We start from the raw sequence: 21,680 nt of genomic DNA, 5'->3' as shown, positions 1-21,680 counted from the left end.
TCGCATTTATTAATTTTTATCTATCTCACTATTATCAACAATGGCATTAGCATCATTTTCTTAGTGTATAATTACTATTCGGATTAATACAAGCTTGGATAATCTGTGTATCCTCTTTCATCCCTTCCTCCAAATAAAGTATGTGTATCTGTTATTTCTTGGAGAGGTGCATTATGTAAAACTCTTTGAGGGTAATCTGGATTTGAGATGAATTTTCGACCAAAGCCTACTAAATCAATCCAATCTTTTTCTAATAAATTTTCTGCTTTTTCTGGAGTCATATTCCCCGTTACAATAATAGTTTGATGAAACTCTTTTCTTAAATCTATTCTAAACTGATCGGAAACTTGAGGCGCATCATCCCAGTCAGCCTCACATAAATGCAAATAAGTAATTCCCATTCGATCCAAGTAAGGAACTGCATACATAATCGTATCTAATATTTCAGGATCGTCCATATCTTTAAACATGATAAAAGGTGATAGCCTAACCCCTACTTTATCTGCTCCAATTTCGTTGACAACCGCTTGAGTTACCTCTAATAAGAAGCGAGCTCTATTTTCCTTAGATCCACCATATTTATCTGATCTTTTATTCGCATTACTTCTTAAGAATTGATCGATTAAATATCCATTTGCTCCATGAATCTCTACCCCATCAAAACCTGCTTCTATCGCATTTCTTGCGGCCTTTCTAAAATCTAAAATTGTAGCATCAATCTCATCTTGCGACATTTCTTTTGGATGATCAACATCAACAAAAGTGGCATCTCTATTATCCCCTTCAAAAACATAAACACTTGTTTTATTAGCTTTTAAAGCTGAAGGTGCTAGTGGTTGTAAACCATTTACTTTTTCAGAACCCACTCTACCAACATGCCATAATTGAACGAATATCTCTCCTCCTTTTTCGTGAACTGAATTGGTCACTTTCTTCCAAGCATTTACCTGGTCTTGATTATATATCCCAGGTGTATTAGCATAACCTTGGCCTTGCAGCGAAATTTGAGTTGCTTCTGTAATTTCTAATCCGGCACTTGCTCTTTGTTGATAATATAAAGACATCATATCAGTAGGAACTCCGTCCTCATTTGCTCTTGAGCGAGTCATAGGTGCCAAGACCATTCTATTTTTTAGGTTATTATTATTGAAACTATAATCCGAAAATAATTTTTGATAGATTGAATTTTTCATCTTTGTATTGTTTTTGTGATGATACAAAGGTGACTAATCATCTCAATCAATATATGGTATATTTAAAGGTTTAATTAGTAAATTTAATGTTAATAGTAGGTATATTTAATGGTGAAATAAAAAAGCATGAAGAAGTATCTATTATTTGAAGACATCAATTATCTAGAAATTGATAAAGAATCTTGGGATCACCCCGTCCATAATCATGACCATTATGAGTGGATAATTGTACTCAAAGGTAATGGCATTCATCAAATTAATGAGGTAAATTATGATTATAGTCCTGGAGATATTTTCTTTCTTCGACCCAATGATGCTCACTTCTTCACTTTCCACTATCCTTCACAACTCGTTTACTTTCAATTTAGTATTGATTTATCTGTCTTTGAGAATGAACTTGGATTGAAGAAAAAAATGCTATCAATCTTACAAATACATAGAGAGGAAAACGCAGGTAATCTAAAATCTGTTTTTAATAACGATTCTTTGATGTTGCATCAAATACAATGGGCATCGGAGGTGATAAAAACAGGTGATATCTCGAAAGACTTTCTGAGGTATCAATTATTCACCTTCTTGTCTTTCATCAAAAAGAATAATTCTGAAGGAAGTAGTTTACATGAAGAAATGGATGATATTATCATTTATATTAGAAGTAACATCAAGGAGGTAAAGAGACTTAGTGTAGTACATTTGGCAGATCAGTTTAATAAATCGTCTACCTATTTTGGAGAATACTTTAAGAAAAATATGGGAATCAGTATTAAAAAATACATAGATCGACTTAGAAGTAATTATCTAGAAAAAGAACTCATCTTTAGTTCAAAATCTCTTTCTGAATTAGCCTATGAGTATCAATTTACCGATTTGAGTCATTTTAATAAGTTTGTAAATCAGCATTTACACAAAACACCTTTACAGATTCGAAAGGATAGAGATCATGTGTAAATTGTTATTGGGGAATAAGAATCGTAAAAACGGTACCTAATCCAACTTCACTGGATACCTGTATATCAGCATTTAATTGGGACAATGATTGTTTGGTAAGGTAAAGGCCTAATCCGTTTCCAGGGATAGAATCATTCGCTCTTTTAAACATTTCAAATATCATATTACCATACTTACTGAGATCAATACCCACTCCATTATCCGATACACTAATTTCTATAGCATTCTCTACTCGGTTAGCTTGAATGATTAACTCTAAGAATACATGTTGATTTCTATAGCGGATGGCATTGGATATAAAATTATCTAAGATGGTCGTTAACTGTTTTATTGAGGTATGTATAATTAAGTCATTGGGAATATCTATCTCCACATCTGCATTAATCTGAACCAATTCAGATTGATATACTTCGATAATATCTAAAACTACTTGTCTTAGAAGATGATCTTCATTCACGACCCCCAATTCACGCTGCTCTATAATTTTAACTAAATCATTGATTTTATATTGGGCCATCTCTATAGATCTACCCATATAATGAATCGCCTGTTTTGATCTCTCATTTTTGATCTCCTCATCACTCTCTAAAAAGCCTAAGAACGATTGGATGTTAACTATTGGGCTTTTTATATCATGTGTTGTGATGTAGGCAAATTGTTTTAGCTCTTCGTTATGTTTTTCTAATACCTTTTCCTTCTCTTTTTGAGAAGTGATATCAATAAACATAATCATAACACCACCTACTTCTTTGGATATCAATTCCCAAGGATTAATCACTACTTTATAAAAACATTCTTTACCGTTAAATTGAACCAAAAGTTCATCCAATTCTGTTTTTTCATTAACATTAATCGATTGTATAATTTTTTCCTTTAGGTTCATGCCTTCTTCATAAAGGTCATCAAAATCAGCCCCTATTAATTCATTTTTCTGAATATTAAAACATTCTATCCATGCATTACTTGAAGCTATTATTCTTCTTGATGGGTCTAACATTATTGTTGGAGCAGGAATATTTTCTACAAATGTTCTTAAGTCATGAATATTGGATTTCTTTTCAGAATGTAACTGTTTTGACCTTTTTAAAAGCTCTTCATCTTCAATAAGTCGTGATACTCCAACTGTGCTAACGATTTCACCAGAACAGTTTTTAATGGGATTTTTAATAGTATGGAAAAAGGACACATTACCTTTACCGTCAGTAACAGGTTCAGAAGGAATATTTAAAGTAATTCCTTTGGTAAACACCTTTTGATCATCAATGACATATTGTATAGTATTATCTGGGTCAGAATGATCTCCATCTATACTATTTTGTAACTCTTCATTCGTCATATTATAATAATCACAAAAGGCTTTATTAGCCCAAAGTAATTTAGACTTTTCACCCTTAACTAAGATTAAATCATTAATCGAATTGAGTACTGATAAATACCATTCTTTAGAATGAAGCATATAAAGAGAATGAGTAAGAAGTTTTTAATATAATTTTCAGGTTATTAGATACTTAATTTAAATAAAATAATATTTTAATCACAACAATAATTAAGTTATATATCATTGTCCCTTTAAAAAGCACAAAAAAAAGAGGTCTCGTTAGAAACCTCTTTAAATATGTTTTTGTCGCTCGATTAACCTACAGAACCCTCTAAAGAAAGTGCCAAAAGTTTTTGAGCTTCTACAGCAAACTCCATAGGTAATTTGTTCAATACCTCTTTACAGTAACCGTTAACGATTAACGCAACCGCTTGTTCAGTATCGATACCTCTTTGGTTACAGTAGAAAATCTGATCTTCACCAATTTTTGAAGTAGTCGCTTCGTGCTCCACTTTAGCAGTGTTATTGTCCACTTCAATATAAGGGAAAGTATGTGCACCACACTTATCACCCATTAGAAGAGAATCACACTGAGAGAAGTTTCTTGAATTCTCAGCACCTTTGATCACTTTTACCAAACCTCTGTAAGAGTTTTGAGATTTACCAGCAGAAACACCTTTAGAAACAATTCTAGATTTAGAGTTTTTACCGATGTGAATCATTTTAGTACCTGTATCCGCTTGTTGCATTTTGTTTGTTACAGCAACTGAATAGAATTCACCTACAGAGTTGTCACCTTTCAAAATACAAGAAGGATATTTCCAAGTTACAGCAGAACCTGTCTCCACTTGTGTCCATGATAATTTTGCATTATCACCATCACAAATACCTCTTTTAGTTACAAAGTTATATACACCACCTTTACCCTCGTCATCTCCAGGATACCAGTTTTGTACGGTAGAATATTTTACTTCTGCATCTTTGTGAACAAAGATTTCAACTACAGCTGCGTGCAATTGGTTTTCGTCACGTTGAGGTGCAGTACAACCTTCTAAGTAAGAAACGTAAGAATCGTCTTCTGCAACGATTAATGTTCTTTCGAATTGTCCTGTACCAGATGCGTTAATTCTAAAGTAGGTTGATAATTCCATTGGACATCTTACGCCTTTAGGAATATAACAGAACGAACCATCTGAGAATACTGCAGAGTTCAATGCAGAGAAGTAATTATCAGTTACTGGAACTACAGAACCCAAGTATTTCTTTACTAATTCTGGGTGATCTTTTACTGCTTCTGAGAATGAACAGAAAATAATACCTTTTTCTGCAAGTGTATCTTTAAAAGTTGTTGCTACAGAAACTGAATCAAAAACTGCATCTACTGCAATGTTAGAATCTTTAACTCCTGTAAGTCTCTTTTGCTCATCCAATGAAATACCTAGCTTTTCGAAAGTAGCAAGCAATTCAGGATCAACTTCCTCTAAAGACTCAAGAGATGGTTTTTGCTTAGGAGCTGAATAGTAAATAATGTCTTGGTAATTTACTGCTTCATAAACAACATTTGCCCATTCAGGATTCTCCATCTTCTGCCATGCTTTAAAAGCATCTAATCTCCACTGTAAAAGCCATTCCGGCTCTTCTTTCTTAGCAGAAATAAAACGGACGATGTCTTCGTTTAATCCTTTGGGTGCTTGGTCAGCCTCAATATCAACTGTCCAACCGTGCTCATACTCTTTGGAGGTAAAATCCTCTAAAATTTTATTATCCTGATCTGCACTCATATTATTAGAAACGTTTCTACGTTTAGATTTTCTACAAAATAATACCTTCACTACAGAGAACAATAACCTCTACAGGAAGGTTTTGATATAGATATTAAATTTTTGATTTATTATCTATTATCATTCTAAATAACAAAATTAGTAGAATAATTTTAGAAAGTAGGACTTTTACCTAAAAAACTTATCATAAAGTAACGAATAAGTTGTTTAAACATATTTTTAAGTCAATCAAACTCAAATAAATAAAATACATAAAGGTGTTTTAATAGTGAAATAAGAACATTAATACATTATCACATATTTATTAACAAATCGCATTAAGAATTATACTCTTTTCATTATCAATAACTTAAGTATGGTCACAGAAAATTAATAGTAAATTAGTTTAATATCATCTTAGAAATGTTATATTTACAATTGTAAAGTTGCTAACCACAATATTTGCCTCATATTGCTGGTTACCGGTATCAAATTCATGACTGTATACCAACTTTTAATTTTCAGTTTAATACTAAAATATAACATTACAACTGGGTTGTCTCGACGGAAAGGGATGACCCTTTTTTTACCAAACACACTATCAGAGTTCTTTTTTCAAGAAAACCCACTACAAACTATACATCTTTTTACTCCACGCAATTACTTCAACTCCTCTGGAATAATGTGTCAATGCCGGTTGATCCGGTAATAAATCTTTAAATTTTGGGTAATCGGCAACCAACTCTTTTGTCTCTACTTCTTGTAAAGGCCATTCGGCATGATGTATCTCATAAGCATTTAATTGATTCCCTGAATCTTGGAATAGTGCATATCTCTCTGTCAACCATATATCTAAATCAGATTTTTCAACCTTATCTTTTTTTAAAGAATACTTCAAAAGGAAATGACTCTCTAAATCATTATTTTTCGATTTAAAAACATCCTTTCCTCTACTCATCATAGAATATTGATATGGCAATGCTGATATTAATTTAGCCAAAAAACAAGACAGTTTCTTCCCTCCTTCAATATTCAAAAAGTACACACCTTGTTTTCCTTTATATCTCACATAAGTTCTGATATTGATTTCATCAAAATTTGATATAGGAGGAAATGATGGCAAATATTTAGGTCTTATCCTCTCCATGGTAAAAGCAACAACCGATACCCAAGCTTGCTCCTCAAAAGTATCTATTTCTAAATCTGTAGGCACATATTTTTGTAATTCTGATATTTCTACTTGATAATGAAGAAATACCGCGTTATTCCATTCTTGATAAAATGCCCAATCTTCTTTAGGCATTTCCCATGGTCTGTGTTTCGTCTCTTTAAGTAATTCTTTGATGCTCATTGTTTAATCAGTTAGTTCTATTGCATTTCCTTCAGGGTCTTGAATTACACTTTCATAATACCCATCACCTGTAGTTCTAGGTTCTCCTATGACTGAATATCCATCTGTTCTCAGCCTTTCTGTCAATTTATCGACTTCGGTACTATCACCTAATGAAATAGCAAAATGAGTCAGGCCTAATTTAGTTTCTCTAGATTGAATAAATTCAGAAACATCCGGTCTGTGCATTAACTCTATCCTTGTCCCACTATCAAATGATAAAAAATAGGAACTAAAGTTCTTCTTTGGATTAAAGTATTTTTCGTTTGAAGTAAGATCGAAATACTTTAGATAAAAGCTTTTCATTTTCTCTAAATCTGATACCCAAATCGCTAAATGTTCTATTTTCATAATATGACGTTTATATTTTCATTCCTTCTTTTCTCTTATCTCTTGATTCAATAAATGTTTGTATTAGAATAATCACTAACAAACTGATTGTACCATATTGATCATTTTCCCAATTATAGAAAACAAATAATAGTGCTCCTAGCAAGGTGAGGTTATACACTATTTTACTTAAAGAGTTCCATACAATTCCTATACTTCTTTGGTGTCTTTTTATAAATCAATTTACCCAAAAAGGTAAAAGGATAATATATTAGAAAAATGGTAACGGTTCCAATAAGAAGTAGAAAAGCCATAGAAGAGAAGGTTGACAATCCATTAAAAAAACTTTCTGAAAAAATCATTTTCAATACCATTACTATGATGATAAGGTGGAATACCGGCTTTAAATATTTACTCCATAGTGTGCTTAGAAACTGCTTTCGATTCATATTGAAGAGTTGTTCTGTACGTCTAGTTTTAATTTGTCATAAGTTAATCAAAGTTCATTACTTAGTAAAGTCTACTTTACTGCGAATTACCTCAATCACACCTTCCTTATCTACCTTCAATTTTTCTAAAAAGTCCTCGCTTACATTTAATCCTTCTTTATATTTTGAGGACCAAACAATAATTTCAATTAGTAACGGAATTAGATCTAAACCTTTTTCTGTAAGGGTATAAATCTTCTGAGTTTTCTGTTTTTCATATACTTCTGATTTAATGATTTCCAGCTTTTCTAGTCGTTTCAATCGATCAGAAAGGATGTTGGTTGCAATTTTTTCTTTCGATTTTGAGAACTCTTTATAAAAGCGTTTTCCATCAAAAATAAAGTCTCTTATGATCAATAACGTCCATTTATCACCTAAAAACTCTAGTGCGTAATTAATAGGACAGTCAGATCGTAAAGTATCTTTCTCTTTCATTTACTTGCATTTTAAAAGTGAATATGATTACATTTGTATTACTTGCGTTTTGCAAGTTAATAAAATCTCTCAATTTAACCTGTAAATTAATTATGAATACTATTCAAATTGACTTAGAAAAGCTACAAAAATCGAATTGGACAGAAGAGGAATTAAAAAATGCTGAGATTGTTGTTCATTTTATTCAGAAATTGATGAACGATCACGACTTTGATTATATCAAAGAGACCTATTCTAGTCAGCGCTACAAGCAACACAACCAAAGCATGATCGATGGTATCGACGGAGTGCTTGATGTAGTATCTAATTTTGCTAAACGTTTTCCAGACTACTGCTACGATGTAAAACACATTTATGTAGACGGGGAATATGTGACGGTTCACTCCCACTCCACCAACAAGAAAAAGCACAGAGGAAACCCTCAGAAAGGTCTAAACATTATGGACACTTGGAGAGTGGTTGATGGAGAAATTGTAGAACATTGGGATGCAGTACAACCAATCCATGGATTTATGAGATTCTTTTTCTGGATGGTGGGTGGAAAATTTAAAAATCAGAATACGTATTTCTAGGAATACATATTGAAGTATTTAGAGCAACTGCAGTGCTTTAAATGCTTCTATAGTAACTGCTGATCGAACTTTTGGAAAGCCTTTCATATCAAATGTTTCCTGAGGTTCTAAATTGGTAGCGAAAATGTAGGTATTATTTTCAAAAGTGATATAACCAACAAACCATCCATTGTTTTCATTATTATCCGTTGACCATCCTGTTTTACCTCGAAGGGTATAGTTTGGCTTTTCATCAATGACCATAATTTGTTTGATGATCTTTTCTGTTCTATCAGAAATTAACAATTTAGTATCAATTAACCTATTTAAAAAGTCAATTTGTTGGAATTGGGTAATTCTTGATGCTCCAACTAACCAAAACATATCGATGTTTTCTTCACGAACATCCATCCCTGTGTAAGCCAATTTTTGGAGGTAATCATTCATTTTCTCAACTCCCACTTTACGAGCTATTTCCTGATAACAAGGAACGCATGAATACTTGAATGCTTTGTAAAAAGGTAAGTCTTGTTCCCATACCTTAATGGCTTTTGGTCGGCCATCCCATTTTAAAATAGTGCTATCATTTTCTACAACACCCGTCTCCAAGGCTATCATAGAGTTAGGAATCTTAAAAGTGGATGCAGGTAATTTCCCTGTTTTTGCCCAATCAAAATCGTTAGAATGATACGTATCTTTTTCTACATCATAGATAAGAATAGAACCATTGACTTGAGCAGAATCCAAAATGTCTTGAAAAGTTGATTCATGAATCTCTGAGGCAGTGTTTTGATGTTTTTTCTTTTGATCAGATGATGGATTGCTTCCACAAGAAAATAGAAAAATGAATAGTGGAAGGAAATAATAAGTTCTCATTTAGTTGTTAGCTTTTAATTTAAAAAATTTATCAACTTCAAAGATTCTGATAAATCAATTAGCAATCAAGAAATCTATAAAAAACTCTATTTATAATTTACATTTCATGTTTTTCAAACTTCACTTTAATTTATCATATTAAAAAAAGCCCATCTGATTTAAAATCAAATAGGCTTTTTTGTATGATCAGTTAGGGATTAGTAATCGCCTAAAGTCTCTTCTAATTGAGATAAAGCTGCTTCAGTTTGCTCTGCATTTGGAGCAACACCGTGCCACTTGTGCGTACCTACCATGAAATCGATTGGGAAGCCCATCTCAGTTTTCATGATGATCATGATTGGCTTTCCGTTACCAGAAAGTTCTTTTGCTTGTGTTAAAGCTGCATCTAGTTTCTCCATGTCGTTACCATCAGCAACGATAGTTTCCCAACCAAATGCTTTGTATTTCGCTTCGATGTCGATTAAGCTCAATACATCAGATACATCACCATCGATCTGACGGTTGTTGTAATCGATAACACCTACAAGGTTGTCAATTTTATTGTGAGCAGCATACATTGCAGCTTCCCAAATTTGACCTTCTTGTTGCTCACCATCCCCCATTAGACAGTAAACCATTTTGTCATCGCCGTTTAGCTTTTTAGTTAAAGCTGTACCAGCAGCAACAGAAAGACCTTGACCAAGTGAACCAGACGCCATACGTACACCTTCTAAATGCTCATAAGGAGTTGGGTGGCCTTGTAATCTTGAATCGATTTTTCTGTGTGTAGCCAATTCCGATACAGGGAAATAACCTGCTCTAGCTAAAGTACTGTAAAAAACAGCGGAAATGTGACCATTAGAAAGATAGAAAACATCTTCATTTTTAGCATCCATAGAGAACTCTGTATTGTGCTCCATGTGCTTGAAGTAAAGTGCAACTAATAGATCGGCACAGCCTAATGCTCCACCTGGGTGACCATTACCCGCTGCGTTGACCATTCTAACAATGTCACGTCTCACTTGAGACGCAACTCTTTTCAATTCTGCAATTTCTGCCATTTTCTTTGACGTAAGCTATTGATATTTTATAAAAAAGAGGTTTCCCTCATTTAATTCCGACTGCAAACTTAATTAATAATCTGATTAGTATGCTCTTTCGTCTTTACCTTTTTTATAATATCGGTTAAAATTCCCTCTTCATCGATCACAAAGGTGGTTCTGACCGTCCCCATGTACTCTTTTCCGAACGTTTTTTTCAATTGCCAAGTACCATAAGCCTCGTGTACCGTATGGTCTTCGTCCGCAATTAGAGGGAAAGGAAGTTCATGTTTTGCAATAAACTTTTGATGTCTTTCCTTAGGATCTGTACTTACTCCTAGTACCACATAGCCTAGAGAAAGTAAACGGTCGTAGTTATCTCTTAAATCACAAGCTTGAGTTGTACAACCTGGAGTCATATCTTTTGGGTAGAAATATAAAACCACTTTTTTGCCTTTAAACTGAGACAATGTGATCTCGTTACCTTCTTGATCTATACTTTTAAAATCTGGTGCTTTTTGTCCTACTTCTAACGACATTTTTGTTTAGGTTTGATGTGAAGATAAATTTGTAGATAAAATAATTATCTTTAATCCGAATTTGCAGTTACAATATTGCATTTTTAATCATTCTTAGACAACCTTCGCACTTGGAATTTCTATACTTTATTTTGGTATCTATTTATTCGATACTTTTAATACTACTCATTTTTTCATGGAAAAAACTACCTCTATTTCCGCAAACTGAAGAGGCTGTTCTCAAGCAAGGTCCTTCTATCAGTATTATAGTTGCTTTCCGAAATGAAGAAATGAACATCAAGCAGTTGGTGAAAAGTTTGACAAAACAAAGCTATACGAACTATAACATCATCTTAGTAAATGATCACTCTGAAGATCAATCTTTAACACTCATCCCCCATCATCCTTTAATAAAAACTTTTTCCCTGCCCAATGGCATCACTGGGAAAAAACAAGCTATACGATACGGCATCGAGCAATCTGATAGTCAGTTGATACTCACAACTGATGCCGATTGTGTACATCATAAAGATTGGGTAACATCTTTTGCTAACACCTATCTTTCTAAAAGTCCAAAAATGATTTCTGGTCCGGTGCGTTTCAGTTACCAGAACTTTTGGGAAAGATGTATGAACGCCGAATTTGGAAGTCTAATTTTAACTGGAGCAGCAAGTATTGGCATCAAAAAGCCTAACATGTGTAACGCTGCCAACTTATGTTTTGAGCGGGATGCGTTTATTCATCAAAATGATTATGAACAACATGCCCATATTCCCACAGGAGATGATGAATTCTTTTTGCATCAAATTGCAAAGGAAAATGCATCAGATATCCTCTTTCTAAAAGATAAAAAAGCGATAGTGACCTCTACTCCTCCTAAAAATTTTAATGAGTTTGTTCAACAGCGTATTCGATGGGCAAGTAAGTGGAAGCATTACAAAAACAAAGCCCCATTATTCGGAAGTCTTTTTGTCTTCTTTTTTCACCTTTCCTTCTTTCTCACATTAATTGATGTTGTCACTACAAATGAGGGCTATTTATTATTCTCCCTAACTCTATTTTTAAAAACAATTGTAGAAACGTGGTACAATCGTTATATCCTCAAGTGGTTTGATGATTATAAAAACATTGTACTTCTCCCTATCATCTCTTTATTCTATCCTTTTTATGCTGTTTCCATAGGTTTTCTAAGTACTTTTGGGAATTACGAGTGGAAGAATAGAAAAATCATCGGGAAATAGATAGTTTTTATTATTTTTGAAAAGTATTCGAAATTATTTTTTATATGACAGAAAAGGAATACGAATTAATTGATGAATTATATTTCGTAACTGCGTTCGATGACTTACAAAATGAATTGAATTGGACAGCAGAAGATTTAGTAAATGTACTTAGGTCTTGTATCGAAAGCGATTGGATACGTTGCTACTCAGCACCTGATATTGAATTAGAACTTTCTGAAGTAAATATTGATGACAATTTTAAAGATTACTTATATCTTGCATCAAAAAAAGGATTACTAAAGCATAATACTGTATAGTTCGACCAAATAATAGAATTAACTGACTTTTAATGAGTGTTTACGAGATACATAAGTCACCTTCTCATTTCATAAAAAAACGATTTAAGAAGAACAAACTAGCTGTTATTTCAGCTATATATATATTACTCCTCAGTTTTGTGGCTGTGTTGGGTTATTTGATAATGCCCGATAGTTCTCACTTTGCTAATGATGGTTTATTGGAAGTTTCTAAAAAGCCTCCAATGTTTTCAGTCAAAATATTGAAAGAAAAGAAAAACCTTCATATCCCAACTCCTCCAGTATTTAAAAAGATTATTGATGGTGAAGAGAGCCGATACAAAGAATTCCCTATTGTAGGCACACCAAGAGTAGAAAGAGATTCAGTCTTTTTTATCGTTTATCCTGGATTAGAAAAAAGATCTTTACACACCACCTCTCGCTTAGAAATGGGACTCCCATTAATTAGTGTGGTAAAAGGTATATATGCCTCCCCTTCTCAGAAGTTGGGAATTAATTTGGCTCACAACTATGTCATTAGAGATAAAGATGTTATTTACTTGGATGAGCTTCAAAACGTCCGAACTATCTCTAAAGTACAATTAGAAAATGAGTTTTATGAGAAGTGTCTTGCCCAAAAAACCTATGTACTTGGTACAGATAAAATTGGACGAGATGTCTTGAGTCGATTAATCTTTGGATCAAGAGTTTCCCTAACAATTGGATTCATATCATTAATAATATCCCTAAGTATCGGTATTCTATTTGGAGCTACCGCCGGATATTTTGGAGGAATAATAGATAAAATTTCTATGTGGTTAATGACTATCACTTGGTCTATCCCTACCATTATGCTTGTAGTTGCTGTACGATTGGCCCTTCAAAACGAAGATATATGGGTCACTTTTGTAGCTGTAGGTCTTACGATGTGGGTAGAAGTAGCAAGAGTAGTTAGAGGTCAGATTTTATCTATAAAACAAAAAGATTATATTGAAGCTACTAAAGCGATGGGGTACTCTAACTATAAAATTATAGTACATCATATTTTACCCAATATATTAGGTCCATTAGCTGTTATAAGTGCTTCAAATTTTGCTTCAGCCATCTTAATTGAAGCGGGTTTAAGCTTCTTAGGTTTAGGAGGCCCTCCTACTATGCCTTCATGGGGAACTATGATTAAAGACGGTTTAACAGAATTAACACCTACAGGACACTGGCATTTAATCATTTTCCCGTGTCTTGCTATTAGTATTACTGTATTAGCGTTTAACCTGATTGGCAATGGGCTTAGAGATGCCTATGACCCACATTCAAAAACAAACAATTAAAGAGATTATATAATGGCGAATAATATGCAAAAGCGTTTGATGCTTAAAGAGATGCAACTTGAATCGTTATTTGAAACGATCAGTGCCATTAACGCAAATAGATCTGAAGAAGATTTATATACTATATATAAATTAACCCTATCTTCTAACCCAAGTATCACTAATTTGATTCTTTATGTGATTGACGATGATGATCAAGGATTTTCTCGTTTTGTCAATTATGGCACGCATGACGATCAATTAACATCAATATTCCCCCCTCAATTTGAGGTGTATGATGTAAGTTCAAAATTAGAAGGTGATAAACCTGAAGGATACGAGCCTTTTGATACTATCATCCCCATTAAGCATAAAAACGATGTTCTTGCTTATGCCCTTGTAGGAAGCACAAAGGATCGTGACGATTTTAAAGATCAAGGTTTTACAGAAGCCCTTACCAATATCATATTGGTGGCTATTGAAAATAAAAAATTAGCCCGTAAAGAAGAAGTTCAAAAGGAAATGAAAAAGCAATTAGAAATTGCTTCTCATGTACAGCATATGTTGTTCCCTAAAAAGCTTCCTTATGGCAATGACGTACCAGTATCCGTTCACGCAAGTTATATGCCTCACCACTCTATTGGAGGTGATTATTATGATTATGTCCCGTTAAGTGATACTAAGTTTTTAATGTCGATTGCCGATGTTTCTGGTAAAGGTGCACCAGCTGCATTATTGATGTCCAATTTCCAAGGAACAATACGTGCAATGGCTCGAAGAGGTACTGATCTAGAACATATCGTTCATGAAGCCAATACCCAAATTCTTGAAAGTGCCGAAGGCGAAAGTTTTATTACTGCCTTTTTCATGGAATTTGATACTACCACTCGTACCTTAAGGTATATTAACGCAGGGCATAACCCTCCTTTTATGTACAGAAACGAGAAATTTGAGCGTTTAGAGGTAGGAACAACAATTTTAGGATCTTTTTCTCAATTACCTTTCTTAGAAATCGGAGAAATTGATAACTTGCATCAGTTTTTCGTATTTGGCTTTACTGATGGCTTTACTGAAACCTACAACGACGAGGACGAGGAACTCGGAGATGAAAAATTACAGGAGTTTTTAGAGTCAAATATCAATTTTGCACAGAAAGAAATGCACGAGAATTTGATCTCTCTTTTAAATACTTTTAAAGGTCATCAAGCATATGCAGATGATATCACTTTATTATCTTGTAAAATAGATTTAGAAAAACTTAAATAAAAACGAAACTTAATTCAATAAGATCAGTTTAATACATCATACGAATTAATTTTCAATTGTTCTTCATCAATAAATTGATGAAGAACAACACACATATATAACATTTATCTTTTATAGAATTATTACTAACCTCTTTAATTAAATGCAAGAACTTGAATTAAAAAGTTTCATGCAGGGTCTAAAAAGGAGAAACCCTGGTCAGCCGGAATTTTACCAAGCTGTAGAAGAAGTAGCTGAAAAATTAATTCCCTTCATTAATGAAAATCCAAAATACTTGGATGCAAAAATCTTGGAAAGAATGACTGAACCTGATAGAACAATCAGTTTCCGTGTAACTTGGCAAGATGATGAAGGAAATATCCGTGTAAATAGAGGTCACCGTGTTCAATTTAATGGTGCAATCGGACCTTACAAAGGTGGTTTGCGTTTTGACAAATCAGTTACGTTAGGTACGCTTAAGTTCTTAGGATTTGAGCAAGTATTGAAAAACTCTTTAACTACGCTTCCAATGGGTGGAGCGAAAGGTGGTTCAGACTTTAACCCTAAAGGGAAATCAGAAGCTGAGGTGATGCGATTCTGTCAGGCATTCATGACCGAACTTTACAGACATATTGGTAAAGATACTGACGTTCCTGCCGGCGATATTGGTGTAGGTGGTCGTGAAGTATCTTATATGTACGGTCAATACCGTCGTATTGCAAACGAATTCACAGGTGTTCTTACTGGTAAGAACCTAGCTTTTGGAGGTTCTAATGCAAGAACTGAAGCGACAGGATACGGTTCTGTATACTTTGGCCGTGAAATGTTAGCAGTAAGAGGAGATGATTACAATGGTAAAGTTGCAGCCGTTTCTGGTTCTGGTAACGTAGCACAATATACTGTTGAAAAACTTATCCAATTGGGTGCAAAAGTAGTAACTATGTCTGATAGAGGTGGTTTCTTACACGATCCAGATGGTATCGACGCTGAAAAGTTAGCACATATCCAAGATTTGAAAAACGTTCAACGTGTTTCTTTAGCAGAATATGCTACTAAATACCCTAACGCTACTTATACTGAAGGTGCAAGACCTTGGAGCGTGAAAGTAGATTTAGCATTCCCTTCTGCTACTCAGAACGAGTTGGACGATAAAGATGCACAACAATTGATAGACAATGGTTGTATCCTAGTTTGTGAAGGTGCAAACATGCCTTCTACGATTGGTGCGATCAAAATATTTGAGAAAAACCAAATCATGTACGGACCTGGTAAAGCGGCTAACGCAGGTGGTGTTGCCATTTCAGGTCTTGAGATGACGCAAAACTCTATGCGTTTACAATGGTCTTTCGAAGAAGTAGACGAGAAACTTCAAGGGATTATGAAAAAGATCCACGCGAAGTGTCAAAAATATGGTCAAGAAGACGGATGGGTAGATTACGTAAAAGGAGCCAACATTGGTGGTTTCGTAAAAGTAGCTGATGCTATGATTGCTTACGGTGTAATCTAATTTCCTGTTAGGATATATACAAAAGGGTGATGCAACTTCGGTGGCATCACCCTTTATTATTATCACAAAAATTATTATCAAATTGCTTTCCCCTAAGAAAAATAGTATATTAATTACTCTACATCAGAAATAAACAGCATTTTTTAAATCAACACCTCACTTCATCAATGAACCAAAATAATATCAACATCATTGAATGCCCAAGAGACGCTATGCAAGGGTTATCTACTTTTATACCCACTCAAACTAAAATTGACTATATCAATCAATTACTCAAAGTAGGATTTCATACTTTAGATTTTGGGAGTTTTGTTTCACCCAAAGCTATTCCTCAGATGAAAGACACAAGGGAGGTATTAGATGGATTAGATCTATCAGAAACATCCACAAAATTATTAGCTATTATTGCCAACTTGAGAGGCGCACAAGAAGCGGTTTCTTATGACCAAATCTCGTATTTAGGTTTTCCCCTTTCTGTTTCCGAAATATTTCAGAGACGAAATACAAATAGTTCAATTAGTGAAGCATTATGGAATTTAAAAGAAATTGTGACTCTATGTAAGCGACATAGAAAAGAAGCTGTAGTGTATTTATCTATGAGTTTTGGCAACCCCTATGGAGAATATGTCCCTACTACTAAAGTATTAGATTTAGCTGTTCAACTTAGGGAAATGGGGGTGAAAATTATTTCGTTAGCCGATACTATTGGGGCTGCAACCTTAAAAGATGTTGAACATATGTTCGAAAATGCCTCAAAAGTATTGTCAGATACTGAATTGGGTGTACATTTGCATTGTCATCCCTCTGATGCTTACTCTTTTGCTAAAACTGCCATAGATGTTGGTTGTAAAAGAATAGATGCTGCACTTGGTGGACTTGGAGGATGTCCTATGGCCAAAGATGATTTAACTGGAAATTTGGCTACTGAATCTTTAATAAAAGCACTATCGGATTCGAATAGTATTGAATCAAATTTAAATTTAGAACAACTTGATTTAGCCAACGAATTCCGAAAAAAATATATTGGATAATGATTAAAATCGAAACTTGCCTAACGCCTGAAATCCTTCACCTACATCAATTAGAAGGAAAGATTGCAGTCGTTACCGATGTTTTGAGAGCAACTTCTTGTATGGTTGCTGGATTAAATGCAGGTGTAAAAAGCGTTATTCCTGTAAAAAAGGTAGAAGAAGCATTAACTTATGCTGCGAAGGGTTACGTTACTGCTGGAGAAAGAGGAGGCGTAAAAGTGGAAGAATTTACTATTGGCAACTCTCCTTATGAACACATGGAAGAGGCATATCATGGTAAATCGATATGCATGACCACCACAAATGGAACTGTGGCTATTGATGCAGCTAGAAAATCGGCAGATCAAGTAGTGATTGGAGCACTCTTAAATGTTTCTTCTATCGGGAGATACATCAAAGAGCAACAAAAAGATGTGATCATCATCTGTGCTGGATGGAAAGGAAATCCTAGCTTAGAAGATACTCTTTTTGCTGGAGCTTTGGTTGATCAGTTAAAAGAGGAGGTTGAAATAACAGATGATGCTACTTACATGGCGTTGAGTCAGTATCAATCAGCTAAAAATAATTTAAGTGAGGTAATTCAAAATCACGCATCACATGCTAAGCGCTTAAGCGGACTCAAAGCACAAAATGATCTGGCATTCTGTGCTACAGAAGATTATTGTGATGTATTACCGATATTAAACGGAGACGAAATTACAATTAAGTAGTTATGGGAGGTAAGAAATTAGAAATAAAACAAAAAGTTAAAATAAAGAACCGAAAGGCATCTCATGAATACGAATTTATTGAAAAATTCGTAGCTGGGGTATCCCTAAAAGGTACTGAGATAAAATCTATACGTATGCAAAAAGTAAGTCTTCAGGATGCTTTTTGCCTGTTTATTGGATCTGAATTGATTGTTCGTGCTATGCACATTGCTCCTTATGAAATGGGTGGCAGTTATAACAATCATGAAGCGAAAGCGGATAGAAAGTTATTACTTACAAAGAAAGAATTAAGTAAACTCGATCGTAAAGTAAAAGAGAATGGTTTCACTATTGTACCCACTCAATTATTTATTAACGACAGAGGATTAGCGAAAATAGAAATTGCTCTTGCTAGAGGTAAAAAGTTATACGATAAACGTAATGACTTAAAGGCTAAAGATCAGCAAAGAGAAATGTCTAGAATGAAGTATTAGATTGGTGTTTTTATGAATTACATTCTTCTAAATAAAGAAATTATAAAAACCAATAAAACGAATCTACCTATAACCGATCGTGGGTTTCAGTTTGGCGATGGCCTGTTTGAAACTATGATTACTAAAGATGGAAATATTCGTTTTTTGGAAGATCACCTAGAAAGAATTTCAAAAGGTTTAAAAGAACTACAAATTAATGTTTTGGACGATTTGTTGACTCCAGAATATATTAGAGAGCAATACAAAACCTTAAAGAAAAAGAATGGGATCGAAGGAGAAAGTAGAATTAAGCTCATAGTTTGGCGCTCTGGAGGAGGTTTATATACTCCTCTAAGTAAAATGGGTCATGTTGCTTTACTTACTCAAGAATACCAACAAAAAAGAGAAACAAAAAATCTTAAAGTCGATTTTGCAGAAACTGTAAATGTGGCTCCTACTCCTGTTTCTTCTTGTAAAACACTTTCTTCCCTTACCTACACTTTAGCTGGTTTAGAGAAACAAAAAAGAAAGCTAGATGATGTTATTCTCTTAAATAACGAAGGATATTTAGCTGAAACAATAAGTGGTAACTTGTTTTGGGTAAAGAATAAAGTAGTTTTCACTCCAAAGATTTCTGTGGGCTGTGTTTCTGGAATCAGTAGAAAAAATATAATTGCTGATCTTGAATCGAAAGGATACAAAGTAAAAAGAGTATTTGCTAGAAAAGCAGATATTATAGATGCTGATGCGGTACTTACCACAAATGTCACCGGGGTATCTCTGATCACTCAAATTGGTGAACATAATTATAAATGTTTAGACGCTTGGCGAAAGGTTTTCGAAACCGTTTACCACTACTAAACGAAAAGAGCATTTGATGTAGATATCAAATGCTCTTTTTTATTTATAGCTAAATTATAGGGCTTTAAATGCCTCTATAAACTTATCGTTTTCTTCTTTTGTGCCGATTGATATCCTCAAACCTTCATCACAAAGTAAAACATTTGCCCTATTTCTAATGACTACATTAGACTTTATCAGCTTGTCATAATCATTATTGGCATCTTCTACTTGAATCAATAAGAAATTGGCATCAGAAGGATAAATGCTTTTCACTCTAGGCAAACTAGACAATTCGTCTTTAAGGCGTTCTCTTTCTGATATTAAAACAGATACCATTTCCTTTACCTTATCCTCATTATCTAAACATTCTAAAGCTTTCTCCTGTGTTAACTGATTGATATTATAAGGAGGCTTAATGATATTGAAAACTCTAATAATTTCTTTAGAGGCAAACATCATCCCTAACCTTAAACCAGCCATACCCCAGGCTTTAGAAAAGGTTTGCAAGACTACTAAATTTGGATATTGATCTAATTTTTGAGAGAAACTTTCTTGATCAGAAAAATCAATATAAGCTTCGTCTACCACCACAATACCATTAAAATTATTCAGTAAATGCTCTATACGATCAACCGATACAGAGTTTCCTGTAGGGTTATTAGGAGAACATACAAAAATGAGTTTTGTATGCTGATCTATAGTATTTAACACTTCCTCTGTATCAATATCAAGTGATTCGGTTAAAGATACCTTTCTTAGTTCTACATTATTTAAAGCAGCAGAAACTTGATACATACCATAAGTTGGCGGAAGAATAATGACATTATCTTTACCCGATTCAACAAAAGCTCTAAATAGTAAATCGATAGGCTCGTCGCTACCATTACCTAAAAAGATGTTTTCCGTTGGTACATGTTTTACCTTAGAAAGCTTTTCCTTCACAGCCCTTTGATAAGGATCAGGATATCTATTGTATTTTTCGCCAGTCGCCGTTCCGAAAGGATTTTCGTTGGCATCTAAAAATATAAAATCATCAGAAACTTCTTCAAATTCATCCCTAGCAGATGAATAAGGTGTCATTGTTCGGATATGCTCTCTTAATAAAGAGGATATATCGAAGGTAGATTTTTCCATGTGTAAAAAATGAGATAGTGATCAACTTAACGTCTAACCTTTGAGAACTTTTCCTAAGTCAATCATATATACCGTAGAGGAATAATTAGATTTTCCAGAACCAGACGTTTTGATACCGCCAAAAATAATTAATTTTTCTTTAGAAACGGTAGCCCCCATGCCTCTTAAATCACCAATATTGGTTTGAAACCTCTTTAAGCTACCTTTAGCGGTATCGAAAATAAATAGTTGTCTTTCGCTGAATAGAATAATATAGTCTTTAAATTGAGTCACTGCAGCATCAGTGATAGGCTCAGGTAGTTTACCTACTTTCACCCAACGATTCACTTTCATGTTATACATAAAAATATCATCGATTTCTTTGTCTCCCTTACCTCCAAAAGTATAAATTTTACCATTAACAGCTGCTCCAAACGTAACCATTTGAATAGGCATACTCGCTAATTGTTTCCATTTTTTCTTTTTGGGATCGTATGAATATAATGTATTAGAATAGGTATCCTCATCAATCATTCCACCAAATGAATATACCATATTTTTATACTCAGCGAGGCAATTTTTATATAAAGGCTCTGGGTTTTCAGATACTTTATTTAAGTAAGGAACCTGAACATTAAAACTGATTTCTCGGACGTTTTCATCTACATCAGAAAAGTCCTCATCGTTTTTATTTTCGTTTCCATTTAATAGTAATAATGAGCCATTGGCTATAATACTATTGATGTTTTTTTCCGCAGTAATATTCACAGGGGTTAATTCGTTCCATTGCTCCTTGTCAACATTAAATACTAAGACGTTATCAAAATTATCACCCGATTTATTTTCTCCACCCACAACAAAACATGACGTTCCATTACTACAATAACCCATATAGGCTCTTGGCTGCGGTAAGGGAGACGATTTCATAAATTTAATCGAGGCATTCTCGTACTCTCTGATATTCACCGAGGCACAACCCTGAATTATTGAAATCAATCCTAATAAGAATAGATAATAATATGTTGAAGAAGATAACTTCATTAACGGAATTCAATTTTATTGTCACAAAAATAACACATAGGTAAGTAGTATCATTGTTTGAAAGTTTCAAATGGTGTTATGTTTAG

General features: G+C 33.9%; 22 protein-coding genes. 11 read left to right on the top strand and 11 right to left on the bottom strand.

Annotated features, from left to right (window positions below):
• Window positions 1-83 precede the first annotated feature (83 nt).
• Window positions 84-1,193, bottom strand: coding sequence for an alkene reductase (locus KMW28_RS07085; RefSeq protein ID WP_169664000.1), 1,110 nt, complete (start codon window positions 1,191-1,193; stop codon window positions 84-86).
• Between the two features lie 126 nt (window positions 1,194-1,319).
• Between KMW28_RS07085 and KMW28_RS07080 the strand changes: the two genes are divergently transcribed.
• Window positions 1,320-2,141, top strand: coding sequence for an AraC family transcriptional regulator (locus KMW28_RS07080; RefSeq protein ID WP_169664001.1), 822 nt, complete (start codon window positions 1,320-1,322; stop codon window positions 2,139-2,141).
• A gap of 4 nt (window positions 2,142-2,145) precedes the next feature.
• Here KMW28_RS07080 and KMW28_RS07075 read toward each other — a convergent pair whose 3' ends face one another.
• The 5 genes from KMW28_RS07075 to KMW28_RS07055 form a co-directional block, all read right to left on the bottom strand.
• The gene (locus tag KMW28_RS07075; protein ID WP_169664002.1) at window positions 2,146-3,597 is read right to left on the bottom strand and encodes a PAS domain-containing sensor histidine kinase; all 1,452 of its coding nucleotides are present in this window, start codon (window positions 3,595-3,597) and stop codon (window positions 2,146-2,148) included.
• 176 nt (window positions 3,598-3,773) lie between these two features.
• Window positions 3,774-5,240, bottom strand: coding sequence for a Fe-S cluster assembly protein SufB (sufB, locus tag KMW28_RS07070; protein WP_066208871.1), 1,467 nt, complete (start codon window positions 5,238-5,240; stop codon window positions 3,774-3,776).
• A gap of 607 nt (window positions 5,241-5,847) precedes the next feature.
• Entirely contained in the window at window positions 5,848-6,570 is a 723-nt protein-coding gene (locus KMW28_RS07065; protein WP_169664003.1) for a YqjF family protein, read from the bottom strand.
• 3 nt (window positions 6,571-6,573) lie between these two features.
• The gene (locus KMW28_RS07060) at window positions 6,574-6,960 is read right to left on the bottom strand and encodes a VOC family protein (protein ID WP_169664004.1); all 387 of its coding nucleotides are present in this window, start codon (window positions 6,958-6,960) and stop codon (window positions 6,574-6,576) included.
• Between the two features lie 485 nt (window positions 6,961-7,445).
• The gene (locus KMW28_RS07055) at window positions 7,446-7,862 is read right to left on the bottom strand and encodes a winged helix-turn-helix transcriptional regulator (protein WP_169664005.1); all 417 of its coding nucleotides are present in this window, start codon (window positions 7,860-7,862) and stop codon (window positions 7,446-7,448) included.
• A 92-nt stretch (window positions 7,863-7,954) separates the two neighbouring features.
• Here KMW28_RS07055 and KMW28_RS07050 point away from each other — a divergent pair, with 92 nt between their 5' ends.
• Window positions 7,955-8,434, top strand: a complete 480-nt coding sequence (locus tag KMW28_RS07050) for a nuclear transport factor 2 family protein (RefSeq protein WP_169664006.1) — start codon at window positions 7,955-7,957, stop codon at window positions 8,432-8,434.
• 18 nt (window positions 8,435-8,452) lie between these two features.
• On the opposite strand, the gene blaOXA is transcribed toward KMW28_RS07050, so the two are convergent.
• The 3 genes from blaOXA to bcp all read right to left on the bottom strand — a co-directional run bounded on the left by blaOXA (window position 8,453) and on the right by bcp (window position 10,847).
• On the bottom strand, window positions 8,453-9,289 hold the full coding sequence (gene blaOXA, locus KMW28_RS07045; protein WP_169664007.1) for a class D beta-lactamase: 837 nt from the start codon (window positions 9,287-9,289) through the stop codon (window positions 8,453-8,455).
• A gap of 197 nt (window positions 9,290-9,486) precedes the next feature.
• Window positions 9,487-10,329, bottom strand: a complete 843-nt coding sequence (locus KMW28_RS07040) for a transketolase (RefSeq protein ID WP_066208882.1) — start codon at window positions 10,327-10,329, stop codon at window positions 9,487-9,489.
• Window positions 10,330-10,397: 68 nt separating this feature from the next.
• Window positions 10,398-10,847: a thioredoxin-dependent thiol peroxidase gene (bcp, locus tag KMW28_RS07035; RefSeq protein WP_169664008.1), complete on the bottom strand. Its 450-nt coding sequence runs from the start codon at window positions 10,845-10,847 to the stop codon at window positions 10,398-10,400.
• A 110-nt stretch (window positions 10,848-10,957) separates the two neighbouring features.
• Between bcp and KMW28_RS07030 the strand changes: the two genes are divergently transcribed.
• From KMW28_RS07030 to KMW28_RS06990, 9 genes are all read left to right on the top strand, one after another.
• Window positions 10,958-12,067 (top strand): glycosyltransferase, encoded by a 1,110-nt coding sequence (locus KMW28_RS07030; protein ID WP_169664009.1) that lies wholly within the window; start codon window positions 10,958-10,960, stop codon window positions 12,065-12,067.
• 44 nt (window positions 12,068-12,111) lie between these two features.
• A complete protein-coding gene (locus KMW28_RS07025; protein ID WP_066208888.1) occupies window positions 12,112-12,366 on the top strand; it encodes a hypothetical protein in 255 nt (84 codons plus the stop codon).
• Between the two features lie 32 nt (window positions 12,367-12,398).
• Window positions 12,399-13,673: an ABC transporter permease gene (locus KMW28_RS07020; protein ID WP_066208890.1), complete on the top strand. Its 1,275-nt coding sequence runs from the start codon at window positions 12,399-12,401 to the stop codon at window positions 13,671-13,673.
• Between the two features lie 12 nt (window positions 13,674-13,685).
• Entirely contained in the window at window positions 13,686-14,918 is a 1,233-nt protein-coding gene (locus KMW28_RS07015) for a PP2C family protein-serine/threonine phosphatase (RefSeq protein WP_169664010.1), read from the top strand.
• Between the two features lie 142 nt (window positions 14,919-15,060).
• A complete protein-coding gene (gdhA, locus tag KMW28_RS07010) occupies window positions 15,061-16,404 on the top strand; it encodes an NADP-specific glutamate dehydrogenase (protein WP_169664011.1) in 1,344 nt (447 codons plus the stop codon).
• Window positions 16,405-16,571: 167 nt separating this feature from the next.
• The gene (locus KMW28_RS07005; RefSeq protein ID WP_066208894.1) at window positions 16,572-17,435 is read left to right on the top strand and encodes a hydroxymethylglutaryl-CoA lyase; all 864 of its coding nucleotides are present in this window, start codon (window positions 16,572-16,574) and stop codon (window positions 17,433-17,435) included.
• The gene (locus tag KMW28_RS07000) at window positions 17,435-18,145 is read left to right on the top strand and encodes a 2-phosphosulfolactate phosphatase (protein WP_169664012.1); all 711 of its coding nucleotides are present in this window, start codon (window positions 17,435-17,437) and stop codon (window positions 18,143-18,145) included. The genes KMW28_RS07005 and KMW28_RS07000 overlap by 1 nt, the downstream gene beginning before the upstream one ends.
• 2 nt (window positions 18,146-18,147) lie before the next feature.
• On the top strand, window positions 18,148-18,618 hold the full coding sequence (smpB, locus tag KMW28_RS06995) for an SsrA-binding protein SmpB (RefSeq protein ID WP_169664013.1): 471 nt from the start codon (window positions 18,148-18,150) through the stop codon (window positions 18,616-18,618).
• A gap of 12 nt (window positions 18,619-18,630) precedes the next feature.
• Window positions 18,631-19,458: an aminotransferase class IV gene (locus KMW28_RS06990; RefSeq protein ID WP_066208900.1), complete on the top strand. Its 828-nt coding sequence runs from the start codon at window positions 18,631-18,633 to the stop codon at window positions 19,456-19,458.
• 54 nt (window positions 19,459-19,512) lie between these two features.
• Here KMW28_RS06990 and hisC read toward each other — a convergent pair whose 3' ends face one another.
• Window positions 19,513-20,574: a histidinol-phosphate transaminase gene (gene hisC / locus KMW28_RS06985; protein ID WP_169664014.1), complete on the bottom strand. Its 1,062-nt coding sequence runs from the start codon at window positions 20,572-20,574 to the stop codon at window positions 19,513-19,515.
• Between the two features lie 33 nt (window positions 20,575-20,607).
• A complete protein-coding gene (locus tag KMW28_RS06980) occupies window positions 20,608-21,594 on the bottom strand; it encodes a Kelch repeat-containing protein (RefSeq protein ID WP_169664015.1) in 987 nt (328 codons plus the stop codon).
• Window positions 21,595-21,680 lie beyond the last annotated feature (86 nt).

It is taken from the genome of Flammeovirga yaeyamensis (assembly GCF_018736045.1).
GTDB lineage: Bacteria > Bacteroidota > Bacteroidia > Cytophagales > Flammeovirgaceae > Flammeovirga > Flammeovirga yaeyamensis.
This window is presented reverse-complemented; position numbering and strand designations above follow the sequence as displayed.